This window comes from Nocardia yamanashiensis NBRC 100130 (assembly GCF_001613325.1).
GTDB lineage: Bacteria > Actinomycetota > Actinomycetes > Mycobacteriales > Mycobacteriaceae > Nocardia > Nocardia yamanashiensis.
The window spans coordinates 165,908-186,176 of record NZ_BDCD01000021.1 but is presented as its reverse complement, the minus strand read 5'-3'; the positions used below and the strand labels follow the sequence as shown (position 1 = coordinate 186,176).

At 66.4% G+C, this 20,269-nt stretch carries 14 protein-coding genes and 1 pseudogene; 3 read left to right on the top strand and 12 right to left on the bottom strand.

The genetic code is table 11. The annotated features are described in order from the left end of the window. Position 1: 1 nt before the first annotated feature. The 4 genes and pseudogenes from NY1_RS25175 to NY1_RS25160 form a co-directional block, all read right to left on the bottom strand. Positions 2–970, bottom strand: a complete 969-nt coding sequence (locus NY1_RS25175) for an alpha/beta hydrolase (protein WP_084535330.1) — start codon at positions 968–970, stop codon at positions 2–4. Between the two features lie 166 nt (positions 971–1,136). After that, positions 1,137–2,408, bottom strand: a pseudogene (locus NY1_RS25170) (alpha/beta hydrolase-fold protein); the annotation flags it as partial. A 221-nt stretch (positions 2,409–2,629) separates the two neighbouring features. Next, entirely contained in the window at positions 2,630–3,634 is a 1,005-nt protein-coding gene (locus NY1_RS25165) for an alpha/beta hydrolase (RefSeq protein WP_439956038.1), read from the bottom strand. A 342-nt stretch (positions 3,635–3,976) separates the two neighbouring features. Next, positions 3,977–4,966, bottom strand: coding sequence for an alpha/beta hydrolase (locus NY1_RS25160; RefSeq protein ID WP_233434468.1), 990 nt, complete (start codon positions 4,964–4,966; stop codon positions 3,977–3,979). Between the two features lie 270 nt (positions 4,967–5,236). On the opposite strand from NY1_RS25160, the gene NY1_RS25155 reads away from it, so the two are divergent. Genes NY1_RS25155 through NY1_RS25145 form a run of 3 tightly spaced genes read left to right on the top strand, consistent with a single transcriptional unit; the run spans position 5,237 to position 9,546 of the window. Beyond that, the gene (locus NY1_RS25155; protein WP_067718166.1) at positions 5,237–5,929 is read left to right on the top strand and encodes a thioesterase II family protein; all 693 of its coding nucleotides are present in this window, start codon (positions 5,237–5,239) and stop codon (positions 5,927–5,929) included. Then, the gene (locus tag NY1_RS25150; RefSeq protein ID WP_067718164.1) at positions 5,922–6,746 is read left to right on the top strand and encodes an SDR family oxidoreductase; all 825 of its coding nucleotides are present in this window, start codon (positions 5,922–5,924) and stop codon (positions 6,744–6,746) included. Before NY1_RS25155 ends, NY1_RS25150 begins: the two co-directional genes overlap by 8 nt. A 25-nt stretch (positions 6,747–6,771) precedes the next feature. Beyond that, the gene (locus tag NY1_RS25145; protein ID WP_067718161.1) at positions 6,772–9,546 is read left to right on the top strand and encodes a non-ribosomal peptide synthetase; all 2,775 of its coding nucleotides are present in this window, start codon (positions 6,772–6,774) and stop codon (positions 9,544–9,546) included. A gap of 170 nt (positions 9,547–9,716) precedes the next feature. Here NY1_RS25145 and NY1_RS25140 read toward each other — a convergent pair whose 3' ends face one another. The 8 genes from NY1_RS25140 to glf all read right to left on the bottom strand — a co-directional run bounded on the left by NY1_RS25140 (position 9,717) and on the right by glf (position 20,233). Further along, entirely contained in the window at positions 9,717–10,766 is a 1,050-nt protein-coding gene (locus tag NY1_RS25140) for an alpha/beta hydrolase (RefSeq protein WP_067718158.1), read from the bottom strand. A 201-nt stretch (positions 10,767–10,967) separates the two neighbouring features. Continuing rightward, the gene (locus NY1_RS25135; protein ID WP_067718156.1) at positions 10,968–12,044 is read right to left on the bottom strand and encodes an alpha/beta hydrolase; all 1,077 of its coding nucleotides are present in this window, start codon (positions 12,042–12,044) and stop codon (positions 10,968–10,970) included. Positions 12,045–12,278: 234 nt separating this feature from the next. Then, positions 12,279–13,322 carry an alpha/beta hydrolase gene (locus tag NY1_RS25130; RefSeq protein WP_267888442.1) on the bottom strand — a complete coding sequence of 348 codons (1,044 nt, stop codon included), beginning with the start codon at positions 13,320–13,322 and terminating at the stop codon, positions 12,279–12,281. Between the two features lie 241 nt (positions 13,323–13,563). Then, positions 13,564–15,528, bottom strand: a complete 1,965-nt coding sequence (locus NY1_RS25125; RefSeq protein ID WP_439956036.1) for an arabinofuranosyltransferase AftB family protein — start codon at positions 15,526–15,528, stop codon at positions 13,564–13,566. 1 nt (position 15,529) lies between these two features. Then, positions 15,530–16,477, bottom strand: a complete 948-nt coding sequence (locus NY1_RS25120) for a decaprenyl-phosphate phosphoribosyltransferase (protein ID WP_067718150.1) — start codon at positions 16,475–16,477, stop codon at positions 15,530–15,532. A gap of 26 nt (positions 16,478–16,503) precedes the next feature. Beyond that, complete coding sequence (locus NY1_RS25115; RefSeq protein ID WP_084535309.1) at positions 16,504–17,088, bottom strand: phosphatase PAP2 family protein; 585 nt, start codon at positions 17,086–17,088, stop codon at positions 16,504–16,506. Further along, a complete protein-coding gene (locus NY1_RS25110; RefSeq protein WP_067718147.1) occupies positions 17,085–19,040 on the bottom strand; it encodes a glycosyltransferase in 1,956 nt (651 codons plus the stop codon). The genes NY1_RS25115 and NY1_RS25110 overlap by 4 nt, the downstream gene beginning before the upstream one ends. Further along, positions 19,037–20,233 carry a UDP-galactopyranose mutase gene (glf, locus tag NY1_RS25105; RefSeq protein ID WP_233035266.1) on the bottom strand — a complete coding sequence of 399 codons (1,197 nt, stop codon included), beginning with the start codon at positions 20,231–20,233 and terminating at the stop codon, positions 19,037–19,039. Before glf ends, NY1_RS25110 begins: the two co-directional genes overlap by 4 nt. Between the last annotated feature and the right edge of the window lie 36 nt (positions 20,234–20,269).

The window sequence follows — 20,269 nt, the reverse complement described above, 5'->3', positions numbered from 1 at the left end:
GCTAGGCGACGCCCAGCGCGGCGAGTATCTCCGGGCGCGCCTGCTCCAGCTGATCCTGCCAATAGCCCCAGGAATGGGTGCCGTTCGTCGGCAGGCTGTAGTGCGCGCCGATGCCGAGCTGATTGAGCCGGGCCATGAACGAGACGGTATTGACCATCGACAGCGCCTCGAGGGCAATGGCATTGACGGTATTGAAGATGCCGACCGGACCGTCCGGATTGTCGTGCGGTCCGGGAATGCCCGCCGCCGCCGAGATGTACATGGGCAGGCCGCGCAGCTGCGGAGCGAACACGAACGGGTCCATGCGCAGCCACTGCGGGCTCCACGGCCAGGCCATCGAATCGACATTGAAGCGGCCCGCGTCGAGCATGGCGATGCGGATGGCCTCGCGCATACCGGGCGCGGAGATGTTGAGGTAGCCGGAGAACGAGGAGGCGTGCTTGAACTGGTCCCGGTGGTAGGCGGCCAGCGCCAGCGCGGCCGAACCGCCCATGGACAGGCCGGCCACCGCGTTCTTGGTGCGGGAGACGCCGTACCCCTCGAGGAAGGCGGGCAGTTCCTCGGTCAGGAAGGTCTCCCAGCGATAGGTGAACTTCTGGCCGTTGCCGCTGGAGGGCGCGCGCCAGTCGGTGTAGAAGCTGGACTGGCCGCCGACCGGCATCACCAGGGTGACATTGTCCTCGGCGAACATCTTCAGCGCGTTGGTCTCGAAGGACCAGGCGTTGAAGTCCTCGCGGGCGCGCAGGCCGTCGAGCAGATACAGCGCCGCGTCACCGCCGTGCCGGGCCCACTGCACCTGCACCTTCACCGGTCCCATGCTGGAGGGGACCATCAGTTCCTCGAAACCGCCCTCGGCCGTGCGATGCACGGGGGCGTGCGCCGGCAGGGCGAGCGCCGGGGCGGCGAGAACGGGCAGGGCGACAATCGCCGCGGCGGCCATGAGCGCGCGCCGAAAAACCTGTGATGCCATGAACATGAGCTCCTGAACCGCAGGGAAACGACACCATAGTGACCGGGCGTCACGGGACCCGGTGCACTTTACCGGTGCAGGAGCGATAACTGGTGGGTATCTACGTCCGAATGGCGTGTATAGGCGTTCAGCCCAGCTGAATTTCGGCCTTTCCATCCCGGAAGACAATGCGGCCGTGCTGGAATTTCTGTTCCGCTCCGCCCGAAATAGGAGTTTCGTCGGTTGTCGGAAAGCCCAGTGCCCCAGCGGGTCCCGCCGCACCCTGGTACGCACCGCCGATCAGGCCGCCCAGCGCGTGCGCGCCGGTGGCCGCCGACCACAGCACCCGGCCACCGCTGAAGTCCTGCGCCACGCCGCCCGCCTGCGGGAACTCCACCGTGAGACAGTCGCCGAGCCAGGACTTCGAAAGCGCCACCGGCAGAATGGCTCCCGCCGCGGCGCACTCGGGCTTGGCCGCCTCGACGCCCAGCGCGGCGGCGGCCTGCGGCCAGGACTGGCGCATCTCGAAATCCCAGTACGGCCAGGAATGAGTACCGGACGGACGGTAATTTACCGAGACCGGAATGCTCAGTTTGTTGAGTTTGGCGACGAATTGCTGGGACGAGAAACGCGCGAGCACTTCGAGCGCCATACCCATCCAGTTGGTACTGACGCCGGGAATACCGGCCGGAATGTCGTGCACGCCAGCCAGCCCGCTCCCACTGGAGACGTACAGGCTTGCGCCCTTGAGCTTTTCGGCGAGCGCGTACGGATCGTGCGAGGCCCATTCGGCATCGGTGGCCGGGCCCCACATGGCGTCGGAGTCGTAGCCGCCGGCGTCCCGCATCGAGTACTGGACGGCCTGCGGCATACCCAGGGTGGTGAGGGTGAGCAGACCGGAATAGGAGGCGACGAACTTGGCGAAGCCGGGATTGCGGCTGGAGAGCGTCATGGCCGCGGTGCCGCCCATGGACAGCCCCGCCACGCCGCGCACATTGGTGGTGCGCCAGTCCTTGTCCAGCAGCGGCGGTAATTCCTTGGTGAGGAAGGTTTCCCACCGGTAGGTCTTGCCGTTGTTCGGCTTCTTCCAGTCCGTATAGAAACTGGACATACCGCCGACCGGCAATACGACAGTGATGTTCTTGTCGGCGAAGAACGCCTGCGCGCCCGCGTCCTTGGTCCAGCCGCTCTCGTCGTCGCCGGCGCGCAGCCCGTCCAGCATGAGCAGCGTGGGAAATCTGCTGTCCGGCTTACTGTTCCAATCCCGGGCCAGCAGCAGCTGGACCTGGATCTGCGTACCCATCGCGGGTGAATCCACCCACAGGGCCACCCGTCTGTCGCTCAGCCACACCACTTTTCGAATCGCGGTGCTGCTCGGCGCGGTCGCCGGTCCGGGTTCCGCGGCCGCGGTGGTGCCGCCGACCAGGACCATCGAAGTGACTGCCACGAGCGTCGCCATACCGGCACGCCCGAGCCTCCCCCATCTAACACATGCCACACGTGTCACATTAGTTTTTGTACTCCGCCACGGCGAATCATGGGGCGCTACAAGGGAACCGGTGGTGAGCAACTCTCGCGACCCTCAGGGGCTGCGCCCCCGAACCCCCCGGAAATGGCGGTGAACGAAAAACACCGGCCGCCCCGTTATAGGGCGGCCGGTGTCGAATCACGGAACCGTTATCAGGCTCCGAGCGCGTTCAGGATGTCCGGACGCACCTTGACGAGTTCCTCGGCCCAGTACTTCCACTTGTGGGTACCGGTGCCCGGGAAATCGAACCGGGCCGGAATGCCGAGCGAGCTCAGGCGCGCCTCGAAGGCACGGGTGTTCACGATCGAGAGGGCTTCCAGGGCGATCGCATTGCCGGTGCCGAAATCGAAACCGTCGTAGCGGCCCGGGATTCCGGTCGACGAGGAGATGAACATGGGCAGGCCCTTGAGCTGCTGCGCGAACACGAAGGGGTCCATGCGCAGCCACTGCGGGCTCCACGGGGCGGCCATCGAGTCCACGTTGTAGCGGCCGGCGTCGAGCATGGCGATGCGGATGGCCTCGCGCATACCGGGCGCGGACAGGTTCAGGTAGCCCGAGAACGAGGAGGCGTGCTTGAACTGGTCCCGGTGGTAGGCGGCCAGCGCCAGCGCGGCCGAACCGCCCATGGACAGGCCGGCGACCGCGTTGTTGGTCTTGGAGACGCCGTAGTTGGCCAGGAAGTTGGGAAGTTCCTTGGTGAGGAAGGTTTCCCACTTGTAGGTGTACTTCTGGCCGTTGGTGTTGGAGGCCGAGGCCCAGTCCGTGTAGAAGCTGGACTGACCGCCGACCGGCATCACCACGGTGATGTTGTCCTCGGCGAAGGTGGCGAGGGCATTGCCCTCGTCCGGGTTCGACCAGGCGTTCTTGTCATCACCGGCGCGCATGCCGTCGAGCAGGTACAGCGCGGAGGTGCCGCCGTACTTGGCCCACTGCACCTGCACCTTGATCGGTCCCATGCTGGAGGGGACCATCAGTTCTTCGAAACCACCCGCGGGCGCGCGATGCACCGGGCTGAACACCGGAGCCGCCGACGCGATCGTCGGGGTCGCCACCATTGCGGCGGTCGGGATGGCCAGGGCCGCGGCACCCGCGGCGAAAAGTCGTGTGCGCCAGCCGGTGTTGCCGCGACGCAGTCCTGTCTGGGCCCCCTCCGGCATGGCGGACCTGCCGAAACGCATGGATACTGCTCCTCATCTGCTGCTGTGCATTAAGTTGTTCGTCCACGCGCGTCCGAGCCTGTAGAGGCTGCCTATCCGGACACGCGCGTTCGATACCCGCTGCGAATCCCGACAGTCCGAAGCGAGCTGCGCCACCAATGCGGCACTTGCGCTCGCTGGAGACTATTCGACCCCGTAAGGGGTTGGCAAGGTGCTCCATTCGGATGGCGGAAATCCACCGGTGCGCAAGCAGCCGAAATGGTGGCGTGACCATATCGTGAATCGCGAGCAGGCGCGCGGTAACCGGAAAAACCTTGCAGTGAGGGAAGTTTCACACTCGATTCAACCGAGATTCGCACTCAGGTCGGGAAGCATCTTGAAGACCTGGTCCTGCCAGTACTTCCAGGAGTGCACGCCCTCCGGGGTGTAGTCGAACACCGCATTGCACGGGCCGAGCGACTCCATCCGCGCCTGAAACGCCCGGGTATTGGCCAGCGCCACCGTCTCCAGCCCGGAGGCATTCGTCAGGTTGTAGGCGTCGATCGGCGTGATCACCACATCCCGGGTGCCCGGTATCCCGTTTCCGGTGGAGATCCACAGCCGGGTGCCGTTCTCGCGCAGCCGCGGCGCGAAGACCAAAGGATCATTGCGGAGCCACAATTCGCTCCACGGCGGGCCCCACATGGCGTCGATGTTGTAGCCGCCCGCATCCAGCAGCGCCGCCCGCAATGCCTCGCGCATACCAGGCGCCGAAATATTCAAATAACCGGAATACGATGCGGCATAACGGAACTGATCCGGGTGATAGGCGGCGAGCACCAGCGCCGCCGAACCGCCCATGGACAGGCCGAGTACGCCATTGCCGTGCGGGTTGAATCCCAGCCGGGCCGCCATCGCATTGCGCAGATCCCTGGTCAGGAAGGTTTCCCAGGCGTATGGGACAGTTTGGCCATTGGTATTACTGGGGGCCACCCAATCGGAATAGAAACTGGACTGTCCGCCGATCGGCATCACCACATTGATGTTCCACGCGGGCAGCACCCGGGAGATATCGGTGTCGATCTCCCAGCCGGAGAGATCGTTTCGGGCGCGCAGGCCGTCCAGCGCGTAGACCACGCGCTGGGTATTGCCGTCGTGGGCGCGGAAGATCCGCGTCTTGATCGGGCCCATGCTGGAATCGACCCAGAAATCGTGGCCCGCCGGATCGAACGAGGCTTGCGCGGGCGCGGCCGCCACGGTAAAAGCCAAGGGGAGCGCCAGTGCGCCCACCCCCACGGCCACCCAGCGCCGCAGCCACCCCGACCACTTTCCGCTTACTCGCGCCGACCGCATCGCTCGCCTTCCGCCGATCATCGTTGACCGCAACCGAAATGCTCAGGACTTCCGCTCTTCTATAGGCGCTCGTCCGGGGCCGGTCCGGCAGGCCACGCCGGAGATGCCGAAACGTGACTTGCGTCACGTTTCATGGCGATTCGCTCTCACTATCAAGAGAGATCAGGCTCACTGGTGAGTCACTCTCGGCCGGCCCCATCTGGACCGTCGTCCAGGTGCGAAACATGATTCCCGGCAATCGGACCCGATCGGTGTGGCATCCTCGCGGATATGTCGACCCACCTGCTCGTATGCCTCCCGTTCGCCGGTGCGGGCGCCTCGTTCTATCGCAATGAACAGGCACCCGCAGGGGTCGATCTGTTGCCGATCCAATTGCCCGGCCGCGAGGAGCGTTTCGCCGACGACGGGTATCCCGATCTGGCCGCCGCCGTGGCGGATATCGCCGCGCAGGTGCGGCGCAGCGCCGCGCCCGGGCAGCGCGTCCTGCTGCTCGGGCACAGCTTCGGCGCGATCCTGGCCTTCGAAGTGGCCCGGACCCTCGGCTCCGTCGTCGACCACGTGTACGTGAGCGGATCGCCGGACCCGTGGAATCCGCGCGCCGAACGCGCGGCCGGGCTGACCGACGACGAATTCGTCGCGCAGGTCGAGACTTTCGCCGGCTACACCCATCCCACGCTCGCGCATCCGGAGTTGCGGCAGATCATCCTGCCCGCGCTGCGCAGCGACGTGGCCATGCACGAGTCGTATCTGGCCGCACCCGACGCGGTCATCGCGGCGCCCATCACCGCGCTGCGCGGCGCCGACGACGTGCTGGTGGCGGAGGCGGATCTGAACGGCTGGAAGCGGGCGACCACGGGGGAGTTCTCGCTGCGAATGTTTCCCGGGGGGCACATGTATCTGGCCGACGGCTTGACCGAAACCCTGGAGTTCATCGCCGCGGCGGCGCGCGTCTCCCATGGCTGATGCGGAACATCTGGTCGCACTGGTCACCGGTGCGGCCCGCGGTATCGGACGAGCCTGCGCGCTGCGGCTCGCCGAAGCGAATTGCGCACTGGTACTGACGGATATCGGCCACGACGCCCCCGGCGTGCCGTATTCGCTCGGATCGGAAAGCCAGCTCGAGCACACCCGGCAGTTGTGTCTCGACGCCGGCGCGGACGCCGAACTGCTGCTCGGCGACGTCCGCTCCGAAGCCGATGTCGAAGCCATGATGAAGCTGGCGCTGCACCGCTTCGGGCGGCTCGACGTGGTGGTGAACTGCGCGGGCATCGTCGGCCCCTCCGGCAAGGGCGTCGACCAGGTGTCCGAACAGGATTGGGCGACCATGCTCGACATCAACCTGACCGGTCCCTTCCGCATCCTGTCCGCCGCCGCGCGCATCATGAAGCCGCAGGGTTCGGGCAGCATCGTGAACATCGCCTCCACCGCGGGGCTGGTGGGCTACCGCCACTTCGCCGGTTATGTCGCGTCCAAACACGGCCTGGTCGGGCTGACCAAGGCCGCCGCGCTGGATCTCGCCCCGCACGGCATCCGGGTGAACGCGGTATGCCCGGGCTCCGTACACGATTCGGCCGAACTCGAAGGCCGCATGCTGCGCGAGGTCGCCAACGCCCTCGACCTGGACGGCGACACCGAACAACTGTTCCTGCGCGATCAACCTTCGAACGCGCTCGTCGACGCCGCGGATATCGCCGAAACCGTCGCCTGGCTGGCCTCGGGCCGCAGCCGCAGCGTGGTCGGCGCGATCATCACCGTCGACGGCGGCTTCACCTCCCGATGATCGCCCCGCGCAGAGAAGGCCGGCCATGACGAAAACGCACCCCGCCCGCGCGGCCGTCGGCATCGCGGTGCGCCTACCCGCCGCGCCCACCGACGAGGAACTGACCGGCCTGGTCGCCGCCACCCTCGGATTACCACCCGCGGAGTTCGGAACCTGGTGCCGCAGCGTACCTTTCGATGCCGCCTCCGCCCCGGCCACGAAGCTGCTGCGACAGCAACTGCGGCACACGCTGGCAGGCGACCAGCACGCCAGGCTGACCTGCACCCGCTACCCCGACGGCACAGCGGACGTCCTACTGCTCTCGGCCACGGACCCGCGCCCGATGCTGGCCGAATTCGACCGGCGCGGTGCACAATCCATCGCCGCCCTCGCGGAAACCACTGGCGCGCATATCGATCTCCCCTGGGGCGCGGATCACCAGAGCGACGAACTGGCCGCCGCGATAGTCGCGACACTGGCCCGCTTCCTGGACACCTCGACGCTCGGCGTACACCTGCGCACAGCGAACGAACTGCTGGAATCCACGGCCCGGTCCGGCGACTCGGCCGGTGGAACCGCCTACGCCGCATGCGAAATCGACGGTCGCGGATCGCTCAAGGACGTGGTGTCGCGATTGGCTGCGGCCGAAGTACCGGCGGCGGGCGACGAGCCCGGCCGAGCGCTGCGGACGGTACGCATCACCGACTACACCACCGCACCGGCGCTCTACCTACCCGGCGCGGAATCGCCGCGCGACTTCGACATCGTCATCCGGCCCGTCGCGTCGCCGGACGCAGTCGGACCGGTCGGGAATGCCGACCCCATCCAGCTCCGCACCGACACCACCGAGCCTGGTGCGGATCCATACGCCGTCCGCCACAGTGCGGACTCGGGAGCCGTGCGGCTGTGGGTGCGCGGTCCGGCCGGGGAATCGGCGGAACGGCTGGAGCTGCTGGCGCGGGCCTTCGCCCACGTCTACACGCAGCTTCGGCAAGCCGGACCGGACCTGGCCGTCCGCGATCTCGAGTTCGCCAAGACTGCGCCTTTACCTGCGGAATTCGTTGTGCCTACGGCGGCAGAGCGGGTGGAGCGGCGGGTGGTGGGGCATGCTGTGGCGCGGCCCGACAGCGTCGCCGTGGTGCACGGGGGCGAGGTCATGTCGTTCCGGGAGTTGGACGAGTTGTCCGACACCGTTGCCGGTGGGCTGCTGGAGCTCGGGGTGCGGCCGGGGGATTTCGTGGTGGCGGCGGCGGTGAAGTCGGCGCGGTTGTTCGCGGTGATGGTGGGGATCTGGAAGTGCGGTGCGGCGTATGTGCCGGTGGATACCGAATTTCCGGTCGAGCGGGTGCATTACATCATCGAGGATTCGAAAGCTCGGGTCGCAGTGGTCGAGCCGGGGCTGATGGAAGCGCTGCCGGACGGTACCGCGGCGGTGTCGATCGCGGAGCTGGTGAGCGGGACGCCTGTTACACCTGAACTGCCGCAGCACCTTTCGGGCGAGTCGCCCGCGTACGCCATTTACACGTCGGGCACAACCGGACGGCCCAAGGGGACGGTCATCGCGCATCGCAGTGCGCTGGCTCTGATCGATGCGCTGACCGTGGAATACGGACTTACGCCCGCTGATCGCTGGAGCGTTTTCCATTCCCCCGCCTTCGATTTCTCGGTGTGGGAGATCTGGGGCGCGTTGGCCACCGGCGGCGCGGCGGTGGTCGTGGACAAGGACACGGCGCGTGATCCCGCGAAATTCCATGCGCTGCTGCGGGATTCCGGCGTCACGGTGCTGAATCAGACGCCGTCGGCCTTCGCGCATCTGGTGCATCAGGATGCCAAGGCGCCACTGCTGGAGGCGCTGCGGCTGGTGATCCTGGGCGGTGAAGCCTTGCAGGGCGGGAGTGCGTCGGCGTGGCTGGACCGCTATCCGGAGCGGCGCTGCCGGTTGGTGAACATGTACGGCATCACCGAGACCACCGTGCACGTCACGATTCAGCCGGTCACCAAGCAGGTCGCGTTGCGGGCCCCGAGCTCGGTCGGCCGGGACATACCCGGTTGGCGGACCGCGGTCTTCGGTCCGGATCTGCGGCCGGTCGCGCCGGGCTTTCCCGGCGAGATCTTCGTCGCCGGAGCGGGTTTGGCGCTCTACTACTCCGGCAATCCGGCGCTGACCGCCACCCGGTTCGTGGCGGGGCCGGACGGGCAGCGCTGGTATCGGAGCGGGGATCTGGGCCGGGTGCGCCCGGACGGGACGCTGGAGCATCTGGGGCGCATCGACCACCAGATCAAGATCAACGGCTATCGCATCGAACTGGACGAGATCCGCAACAGCATCCGGCGGCAGCCGGGCGTGCGCGACGCCATCGTGGTGTGTAATGCCAACGGCCGCTTCGCGACTCCGCGCCTGGACGCCTACGTGGTCGGCGATCTCGACCTCGCCGAACTGCGCGGCATGGTGGAACGCACGCTGCCCGCCTACATGCGCCCGGCGACCTACACGCCGCTGCCCGCCATTCCGCTCACCACCAATGGCAAAGCCGATACCGCGCGACTGCCGGATCCGCTCGCCGAGACCCGCCCGGCCGCCGCCGAAACGATCACCGAGATCATGAAAACATCAACGGCACAATCGATTCTGGCTTCGGCATGGCAGACTGTGCTGGGGGCGGAACCGAAGCCCGAGGACAATTTCTTCCTCTCGGGGGGCAATTCGCTGGCGGCAATCCATCTGAGCACCGAGCTGTCCGACAAAGGACTGCCGATGCAGTTGATGCTGCTCTACAAGCACCCGGTATTCCGGGACCTCGCCACCGTCCTCGACAACTGAAATCCGAACAATCGCAAGTCAGAAAGACAGGTCCACCATGATGGAAGTACTCGGCGTCCTCTTCAACCTCTTCGGACAGGGCGTGGGCATCATCTCGAACGGGTCCGCCGTCATGCAGAACCAGCGCTGACGCACCGATCGCACGGCGTCGGCCCCGTCCTCCGGGTCCGTCAGCCGATATTCGCGGACAGGTCCGGGATCATCCGGTATGCCTCGTCCTGCCAGTTCGTCCAGGCGTGCAGGCCGTAGGGCGGGAACGAGTAGACGACGTTCTGCGCGCCGAGGGTGCTCATGCGGACCTGGAAAGCACGGGTATTGGCCAGCGCCAAGGCTTCCAGCGGCGCGCCGCGGATCAATCGATCGGCGGCCGCGCCGAACGGGATGTCGAGATCCTGCTGCATGGGCAGACCGCTGCCCGCCGCGATCCACAGGCGGGTGTTGTTGGCGATCAGCGTCGGCGCGAACACGAACGGATCCATCCGCAGCCACTGCGGACCCCACGGCGGGGCCATGGAATCCACGTTGTAACCGCCGGCGTCGATCATGGCCGTGCGAATGGCCTCGCGCATACCGGGCGCGGAGATGTTCAGGTAGCCGGAGAAGGAACCGGCGAAACTGAACTGATCCGGGTGGTAGGCCGAAAGCGTCAGCGCCGCACTGCCGCCCATCGAGAGCCCGAACACGCCGTTGCGATACGGGTTGAAGCCCAGCCGATCCTTCAGTGCCCAGCGCAATTGGTTGGTGAGGAAGGTTTCCCAGTCGTACCGGTAGCTCTTGCCCGGTCCCCCGCCCAGCGCCTCGGTCGCGCCCGATCCGGTATTGGCCGCCGAGGAACCGGCGCCCGCCGGAATGCCGAAGAACGAACTCGGCGAATTCCAGTCGGCGTAGAAACTCGACTCGCCGCCGACCGGCATCACCACATTGATGTTCCAGGAGGTCAGCACCTGGGCGACATTGGTGTCGTTCTCCCAGCCGTTGAGGATCTCAGTGGCGCGCTGGCCGTCCAGGGCGTAGACGACGCGATTGGTATTGCCGTCGGCCGCGCGGAAGACGCGGGTCTTGATCGGCCCCATCACCGGGGAGTCGACCCAGAAGTCGAATCCGGACGGGTCGAAGGCCGCAGCGGCGGGTGGCGCTTGATACGCCGTGATCCCGGTCGGCAATAGCAGCGCCGCTGCCGCTATGCCCAATACCGCGCGTTTGACCCCACTACACCGCATCGACCTAGCCCTCTCGTCTGGAGCTTGGACACCGACCCTGCAGAACTGATCTTCGGTACAGAACGAGTATCGGACGCCCATCTCGGCGTGTTCAGCGTGTCGCCACCCGCGAGTCGGGTTGGAGATGGAAAAGAGGCCCCGCGCTCGAAGCGCGGGGCCTCTTCTATAGAGGTTTCGGAGCAGAGCTCCGCCGGGTTGGGTCTAGCCGATGTTCGCCGACAGATCGGGAACCATCCGGTTGACCTCCGCCTCCCAGTTCTGCCAGTTGTGCACACCGGTACCCGGGAAGTCGTAGGTCACGTTGTTCGCGCCCAGCGTCGCCATCCGGACCTGGAAAGCACGGGTGTTGGCCAGGGCGAGAGCCTCCAGCGGCACACCCTGGATCACCGACATGACGCCGGTGACGTCGCCCGCGCCCGGCACGCCGCTGGCCGCGGAGATCCACAGGCGGGTGTTGTTGTTCTTGAGGATCGGCGCGAACACGAACGGATCCATGCGCAACCACTGCTGGCCCCACGGCGGCGCCATCGAGTCGACGTTGTAGCCGCCGGCGTCGATCATGGCGATGCGCATGGCCTCACGCATACCCGGCGCGGAGATGTTCAGGTAGCCGGAGAACGAACCCGCGTAGCTGAACTGATCCGGGTGGTAGGCGGCCAGGGTCAGCGCGCCGGAACCACCCATGGACAGGCCGAACACGCCGTTGCGGTTCGGGTTGAAGCCGAGGCGGTCGCGCAGCGCGTTGCGCAGGTCCTGGGTGATGAAGGTTTCCCAGGTGTAGCGGTAAGACTTGCCCGGGCCGCCGTCGAACATCTGCAGCGCGCCCGAACCGGACGAGGAGCCGGTGCCCGACCCCGAGGCCGAACCCGAGGAGGAGCCGGCGGGCAGGTTCAGCAGCGCCGAGGGCGCGTTCCAGTCCGCGTAGAACGAGGACATGCCGCCGATGGGCATGACGACATTGATGTTCCAGCTGGTCAGCAGCTGCGCGACATTGGTGTCGATTTCCCAGCCGTTGAGGTTCTGGCCGGCGCGCATGCCGTCGAGGGCATAGACGACGCGAGAGGTATTGCCATCGGCCGCGCGGAAGATTCGCGATTTGACCGGGCCCATGGACGCGGAGTCCACGTAGAAGTCGAATCCTGATGGGTTGAAGGCCGCGTGTGCGGCTCCGGCTCCTGCCACCGACACCCCGAACGGCAGCATCGTCGCCAAAGCGACACCCAGCACCGATCTCTTGAGCCAACCGCTGCGGGATCTCAGACGTCTCTCGCCTCGCATGTTCTGTCCGGCCTTTCCTGTCGTTCTCTCACGCTGTTCCGGTCGTGTGCTCGTGACCACGGGCCGGAGGTCTCGGGGAGCCTATCGTGTGATGGCTAACGGGGCGTTATCAGATCGAGACAATAGTGACCCGCGCCACTCCGGTTCGGAAAAGTGGCGCAGACCTGCGGCTGGATACAAACCGAGGGACAAATCCCGCTTGTCGAATCTCGTCGAATCCATAGCGCCGGGGCATCAGCCGATGTGCGCGGAGAGGTCGGGGAGCATCTTGTAGAGCTGCGCTTCCCAGTTCTTCCAGTTGTGCACACCGAGCGCCGGATAGTCGTAGGTGACGTTCGAACCGCCCAGACTGGCGTAGCGGGACTGGAACGCCTTGGTGCCCATCAGGGATACGGCTTCGATGCCCATGCCCTGCAGGGTGGACATATTGAGCGCGTCGCTGGAGGTCGGCAGGCCGCTGCCCGCCGAGATCCACATGCGAGTTCCATTGGCCTTCAACTTGGGTGCGAAGGTGTAGGCGTCCAGGTGCTGCCACTGGGAGGTGGTCTTGGCCATGGACTCGACATTGAAACCGCCCGCGTCGAGCAGGGCGACGCGGACCGCATTGCGCATGATCGAGTCGGAGAGGTTCAGCGCGCCGGAAAACGAACCGGCATAGCAGAACTGGCCCGGGTAGAAGGCGGCCAGCATGAGCGCGGACGAACCGCTCATGGACAGGCCGAAGACGCCGTTGCGAGTCGTGCTGAAGCCCAGGCGATCCCGCAAGCCGGCCGGGAGTTCCTTGCTGAGGAAGGTCTCCCACTTGTAGGCGTAGGACTTGCCGGGGCCGCCGGCCAGGATCTGCGAGGAACCCGAATTGGTCCGGCCGGCATCGGTTCCGGCGGAGCTGCCCAGGAAGGTGCTGGCCGCGGCCCAGTCGGCGTAGAAGCTGGCCTGGCCGCCGACCGGCATGACCACATTGATGTTCTGTTTGACGAGTTCGCGCGAGACCTCGGTCTCGATCTCCCAGCCGTTCAGGTCGTCGCGGGCGCGCATACCGTCGAGCGCGTAGACCACGCGGTTCGTATTGCCGTCCGCCGCACGGAAGACGCGGGTCTTGATCGGTCCCATGGTCGCGGAATCGACATAGAAGTCGAAGCCGTCGGTATTCAGCGCCGCGCGCGCGGTGCCCGGGAAGGCCAACGCTCCGGCCAGCAGCGCCGTGCCCGCGAGCGATCCTTTGAGCAGTCCGCGCCTCGTGATCGCGCGTGCGCCGATCGACTGTCCCCCACCATTCACAGCTGCGCCCCGCATCCTTCATCGGCCTTTCGTCTGTTGCGACAACCTTTGCGGCACAAGATCACTCGAGCCGTCAAGAGATGTGTCCGCGAATGGTATCGCGGAAGATATGCCTTGGCGTTACCGAATCGAGACAGGAGCAGGAAAGCTGCGGGACAAACCGTGACAAACCTGTCAAACGTCCTTACGAACAAGGCAACCCCGCACCCGAGGGTGCGGGGTTGCCAATGTTCTACCCGATCTAGTTGCCCGGCAGGGTGGGATCCACCAATTGGCAACGCTCGATCTCGTATTTCGGCACCCGGTCGATGCGGTACTTGGCGAAGTCCAGGGATTGCTGGACATTGTGCCGCCAGCGATCGAAGGTCAGCGGCGCCCGGGTGGAGGCCAGTAGATCCTGGGTCGCGGGGCAGGACAGGGCGACTCGCGCCTGCGCCGTCCACCGGTCGTCCAGGTACCAGGGCATCCACGGATGCTTGTCCACCATGCCCGCGTCCACGACCACCCAGTCCGGGTACAGGTTCTTGTCGTGCCCGATGCGGCCGTCGGTGAGCCGTTCGGTATGCGCCGCAAGCGGATACGCCAGGCCCATCTGGTCGATGACGCGCACGTCCAGCGGCACGTTCATCGAGGTCATGCCCAGGTTCAGGAAGAACACCGTATGTCCCGCACCGCCGTCCGGGATGGGCTGCGGCGGCGGCGCGACGTACCAGAACATGAACGACGGCGAATTGAGCAGCAGGCCGCCGTCCGGGGTTTCGGCGATGTTCTTGACCATGGCCCGCATGCGCGGATAGTCCAGGTAGTCCTCGGCGCGAATCGGGTGATCGTGACCGGTGTTCAGCACGTAGTACACGCGCTCGTCCACGATGCCCGTCGAACTGATCTTGGTCCCGGTCTTGATGGCCGTGGTGTTGGCCGCGAACAGCGCCCATCCGGCGGTGCCCAGGAACGCCGCCAGTACCACCGCGAAAACCCAGTCCGGCTTGCGGTTCTCGGGCAGCCGCAGCGGAATCACCGCGACCGGGAGAATCAGGCAGAACAGCTGCGGCAGCAGCATGCGGCCGTGCATGAAGTCGCCGCCGACGCGGATCTCGTAGACGGTGAGCAGCAGACCGCTGCCGACCATCAGCGCCACCACGGCGGTGGGCGTGCGCAGCCAGAGGCTGAAACGGTGAATCCGGGTGCGCAGGTCCGGCTTTCCGCCGTCCGCGGTCCCGGCCGTGTCCAGTGCGTGCCGCCCGCCGCGCGGGGTCGAGCGCCGGGTCCAGGCCAGCGCGCCCGCGGTCACCGCGAGCAGCGCCAACGGCACCAGCAGCCAGTACGGGCCGACCAGGTTCCAGAAATAGACCAGGCCCTGCGACCATTTGGCCCCGCCCGCGTCCTTGGCGACCGCGGTGTTCGGGTAGGGCAGGCCGTAGTAGCCCATCCGCCAGATCTGGTACGCCACCGGCACGAGGCCCGCGACCGCCACGATCAGCGCGCGGAACACCCAGGGCCGCAACCGGGTCTCGGGCACCGGCGCCAGGAAGATCATCATCAGCGCCAGCGCGCCGACCAGCGTCATCTCCGGCCGGATCAGCGGCGACAGGCCGGCCCAGAAGACCAGCGCGAAAAAGCCTGGCAGGCGCACCTTCTCGGCCTGCGACCAGCGCACCAGCGCCCACCACAGCACCGCCAGCCAGAAGATGACCAGGCTCGATTCCAGCCCGGAGCTGGCGTAGTCGCGCGAAGGCGGCAGCGCGATGTAGACGAGCACGCCCGCTGGCAGCAGGAACTGCGAGGACGAACCGCCCCACAGCCGCGCCGCGCCCATCATGGCGAACACGACCGCCAGCACCGACAGCGTGAGCGCGATGCCGAGCACCACGTACTCGAGCCGGATCCGGGTGAGCCAGCTGAAGAACCAGACGATGTAGGTCCAGGCGGTGCTGGTGTTCGCCTCGACGCGCTCCCCGGCGTTGAAGACGGGACCGTTGCCCGCCAGCAGGTTTCGCACCGTGCGCAGCACGATGAGACCGTCGTCGGCGATCCAGCGGCGCTGCCAGCCACCGGCCGCGAAAAGGACCGCTGTCAGCACGATCCCACCGACGAAGGTAGCGCGGGATAGTCGAGACAGCCGTGCGTCGTTCGCACGGCGACGGGCGCGACCGACCGGCAACTGTGCCGTCGGCGCGCCCTCTACTCGCTCTTCTCCCTCTACCACGTCAGGTGAGATAGACAGCGACACCTACCGCTCCGATCCAGGCGATTGCGAGGAACTGGAGGATCCGGTCCCCCAGGGCGATCTCTTCCGGTTCACCGGCTTCGCCGCCATCGACATCGACGGCGTACCGGAGGATGGCGATGGTGAACGGGATCATCGACACCGCGAACCAGGTGTTGTTGGCGTGATCCGGTTCGAACGCCCACAGACCGTAGAACACCACCACGGCGGTGGCCGACAGGGTCCACACGAACCGCAGGTAGGTCGGCGTGTAGTACTCCAGCGACTTGCGGATCTTGGCGCCGGTGTCGAGCGCGATCTTCAACTCGGCGTAGCGCTTTCCGGCCGCCATGAACAGCGAGCCGAACGCCATGATCAGCAGGAACCACTTGGACAGCTTGATGTCGGCGGCCGCGCCACCGGCGACCGCGCGCAGCAGGAAGCCCGAGGACACGATGGCGATATCGAGCACGGCCTGATGCTTGAGGCCGAAGCAGTAGGCCAGCTGGATGGCGATGTACACGCCCATCACCACGGCCAGATGCCAGCTCGCGGTGAACGACAACAGGATCGAGCCCGCGAGCAGGACGAACGACAGCCCATAGGCCAGGTTCACCGGCACCACGCCGGCCGCGATGGGCCGGAAGCGCTTGGTCGGATGCGCCCGGTCGGCCTCCACGTCGAGGGCGTCGTTGACCAGGTAGATACCGGACGCGGCCAGGCAGAACACCAGGAACGCGATGGCCACGTGCCCGATGACGGTCCAGTTCGCGATGATGAAATCGCCGGTCGCGAGGTTCTTGCCGGCCACCATGGGCGCGGCCAGCACCAGCACGTTCTTGACCCACTGCCGCGGCCGCATGGCCTTGACGAGACCACCGGCGAGCGTCTTCGGCGGTCCCTTGATGACCGCCTCGTCTAGGTCGGTGCTGGTCGGCTCTTCGCTCATGTCAACAAGGGCTCTTTCCTGGGCGGTCAATTCGCGAGTCTCTTTTCGGCGGCAAGCACAGCGGCGGCTGATGCGGCACCCAGCGCCGAGCCGGCGAGCACGTCGGAGGGGTAGTGCACTCCGAGGACGAGCCGGGAGAGCAGCATCGGCGGGACGAGCACCGCAGGCAAGGGTAGCCCGGTGAGCCTGCCGAGCAACACAGCCGCCGCCGTGGTGGAGGTGGCGTGCGAGGACGGGAAGCTGAGCTTCGACGGCGTCGACACGTTGACCTGCACCGACGGGTGATGCGGGCGCTTGCGGCGGACGATCCGCTTGATCACCACGGACGCGGCGTGCGCGCCGAACGCGCCGACGGCGACGCCGGCCCACTCGCGGCGGCGCGGCTTGTCGACGAGCGCGCCGACCGCGGCGATGCCGATCCAGCCGAGCGAATGCTCACCGAAATGGGACATCCCGCGCGCGACCTTGGTCGCGCCGGGCTGCTGCCCGATGGTGCCCTGCACCAGATTGAGGATCTTGACCTCGCCGGTTGCGGGCGGCACGGTCTCGGGAGTCTCCGGGACGACGTGCAGCCCGCGGTCCGCGTTCGTCGCGGACTCTGCAGCGGTCATTTGCGCTCTTCTCCTGAAGTGGATTCGGTCGAGTCGATTCCGAAGACGTTCTCCCACGCCGACTTGCTCGTGAGATGCGCGTGCGCGCGACGATACTGCTCGCGCACTTCGGGGAAACGCTCGGCCAGCTCCCGGCGCAGGCGCATGGCCTCCTTGAACAGCTCGGCGGCCTTGCGCGGATCGCGCTTGCGGTAGACCACGCCCCGGCCGTCGGCGGTGGTGACGGTGACGCCGTCCACCTGCGACAGCAGGAACCAGCGGGCGTCCAGGGTGGGGACGTTCAGCTGCGGGGTCTCGTGGTGCGCGGGATCGGCCTTGCGGAAGTTGTGCAGCACGCCCTTACCCAGGCGCACCACCTTGGCGAGCGGATTGCCCGGTTCACCGACCGCGCCGACCGCGGCCCGGGAGGCCATGGGCAGTTCGGTGGAGGACGGGACGACCACGGCGTCCGGGTACTCCTTGCGCATGGCGTGGATCTTGCCGAGCGCGGTGGGGAGCAGGCCGAACAGCTGGTCCGGGCCGGCCAGGTAGTCGCGGATGGCCTCGTTCTGGATGGCCACCGTCGAATACTCCAGGCACAGCAGGTGTTTCAGCGTGGCCTTGACGGTGTTGACGACCATGGGGCGGCCGTCGTTGGGCAGGTGCAGGGAGGCGACGACCAGGCGGTTGCGCAGGTGGAAGTACGCCTGCCAGTCGATGGCGTCGTCCTTGTCGCTCCACGCCATGTGCCAGACCGCCGCGCCGGGGAGGGTGACGGTCGGATAGCCGGCGGCGCGGGCGCGCAGGCCGTATTCGACATCGTCCCACTTGAGGAACAGCGGCAGCGGCTGACCGATCTCCTCGGCCACCTGACGCGGGATGACGCAGGTCCACCAGCCGTTGAAGTCGACATCGATGCGGCGGTGCAGCAGCTTCGAATTGTCGCGGTCGCGCAGCGGATTCTTCGAGAAGTCGTGGTCGTATTCGACGTTCGGGGCCGCGGTCCACATGAAGATGGAGCGGTCCACGACCTCGCCCATGGTGTGCAGGTGCGAACGCTCCTGCAGGTTCAGCATCTGGCCGCCGGTCAGGATGGGCGACTTGGCGAAACGCGAGAACGCCAGCGCGCGCAGGATGCAGTCGGGCTCGATTTCGATGTCGTCGTCCATGTAGACGATGTACTCGGCATCGGTGGTCTTGAGCGCCTCGTACATGACGCGGCTGTACCCGCCCGAACCGCCCAGGTTGGGCTGGTTGTGGAAGGTGAGCCGATCACCCAGGGGCAGTGCGGCTTCCGCGAAACCGGGCTCGTCCACGACCTTGCGGGTGCCCTGGTCGGGGATGATGACGGCCTTGATCTTCTCCAGCACCAGCGGGTCGGAACCCAGTGCCGCAATGGTTTTCACGGCATCGGTGGGGCGGTTGAAGGTCGGCATGCCGACGGCGATGCTGCCTTCGCCCGGGGCCTCGATCGGCGCGTACCAACCGCCGCTGCGCATTTCGACGTGCGAGTCGGTGGTGATGTCGAACCAGATCCAGCCACCGTCCTCGAACGGCGCGAGCTCGACCTCGAATTCGATGAACGCCGCGGCCGCCGCGCCATCGCCCGGAGTGGTGAACTCGTTGCCCTGCACGTGGATTCGCGATCCATCGGCCTTGGACCGGTACACGTCCACCCGCCCGTGCCCGGACAGTTCCAGCCGCAGCACGACCGACTTCAGCACGCTCCAGCGCCGCCAGTAGCTGGCCGGGACCGCGTTGAAGTAGGTGCAGAACGACACCTCGGACTCGGCCCCGATGGCCAGCGCGGTGCGCGTGATGGCGTGCGCGCGCCGGGCATTGGTCTCGGATTCCTCCAGGTACAGCTTCCGTACGTCCAGCGGTTCGCCCGGCCGGGGCAGGATGATCCGCTGGAGCAGGGACTTGGCGCGGCTGTCGGTGCTCATGGCTTCCAGCTCGAGTTGGGCGGTCATTCGGCGGTGTCCACCAGCGCTGCTCCGGTTTCCAGGTGCGGGCGCAGCACATTGTCGAACATGCTCAGCGCCGCGCCGATCGCCATATGCATGTCGAGGTACTGGTAGGTGCCCAGGCGGCCACCGAAAAGCACCTTGGCGGAGGCGGTTTCGGCCTTGGCGCGCTCGCGGTAGGCGAGCACCTTGGCCCGGTCCTCCGGGGTGTTGATCGGGTAGTACGGCTCGTCGCCGGTCTGCGCGAAACGCGAGAATTCGCGCTGGATGACCGTCTTGTCCTTGGGGTAATCGCGTTCCGGGTGGAAATGCCGCGATTCGATGATGCGGGTGTAGGGCACGTCCGCGTCGTTGTAGTTCATCACCGAAGTGCCCTGGAAGTCACCGGTGTTCAAGACCTCGGTCTCGAAATCGATGGTGCGCCAGCCGAGTTCGCCTTCGGCGTAGTCGAAGTAGCGGTCCAGCGGGCCGGTGTAGACGATCGGCGCGTCCGGGTTCTGGGCGCGAATCTCCTCGCGCACCTCGAACCAATCGGTATTCAGCCGGACTTCGATGTTCTCGTGCTCGGCCATCTTGGTCAGCCACGCGGTGTAGCCGTTCTTGGGCAGGCCTTCGTAGCTGTCGTTGAAGTAGCGATTGTCGAAGTTGTAGCGGACCGGGAGCCGGGAAATGATGCTCGACGGCAGTTCCTTCGGATCGGTCTGCCACTGTTTGGCGGTGTAATCGCGGACGAACGCCTCGTAGAGCGGGCGGCCGATCAGCGAGACGGCCTTCTCCTCGAGGTTGGTGACGTCCTTGGAGTCGACCTCGGCGGACTGGTCGGCAATGAGTGCTTTGGCCTCGTCCGGGGTGAAATACCGGCCGAAGAATTGCGAGATGAGGCCCAGGCCCATGGGGAACTGGTACGCCTGGCCCTTGTGCATGGCGAAGACGCGATGCTGGTAGCCGGTGAATTCGGTGAACTGGTTCACGTAATCCCACACCCGCTTGTTCGAGGTGTGGAACAGGTGCGCCCCGTATTTGTGGACTTCGATACCCGTTTCGGGTTCCGCCTCCGAATACGCGTTGCCGCCGAGGTGGTAGCGGCGATCAATCACCAGCACGCGCTTACCGAGCTGGCTGGCAGTGCGTTCCGCGACGGTCAGTCCGAAGAAACCGGAGCCGACAACAATGAGATCGAAGGGGGATGCGACGGTCACGGCTGCCCAGACTACCGGCATCTCCGTTCGGCGCGC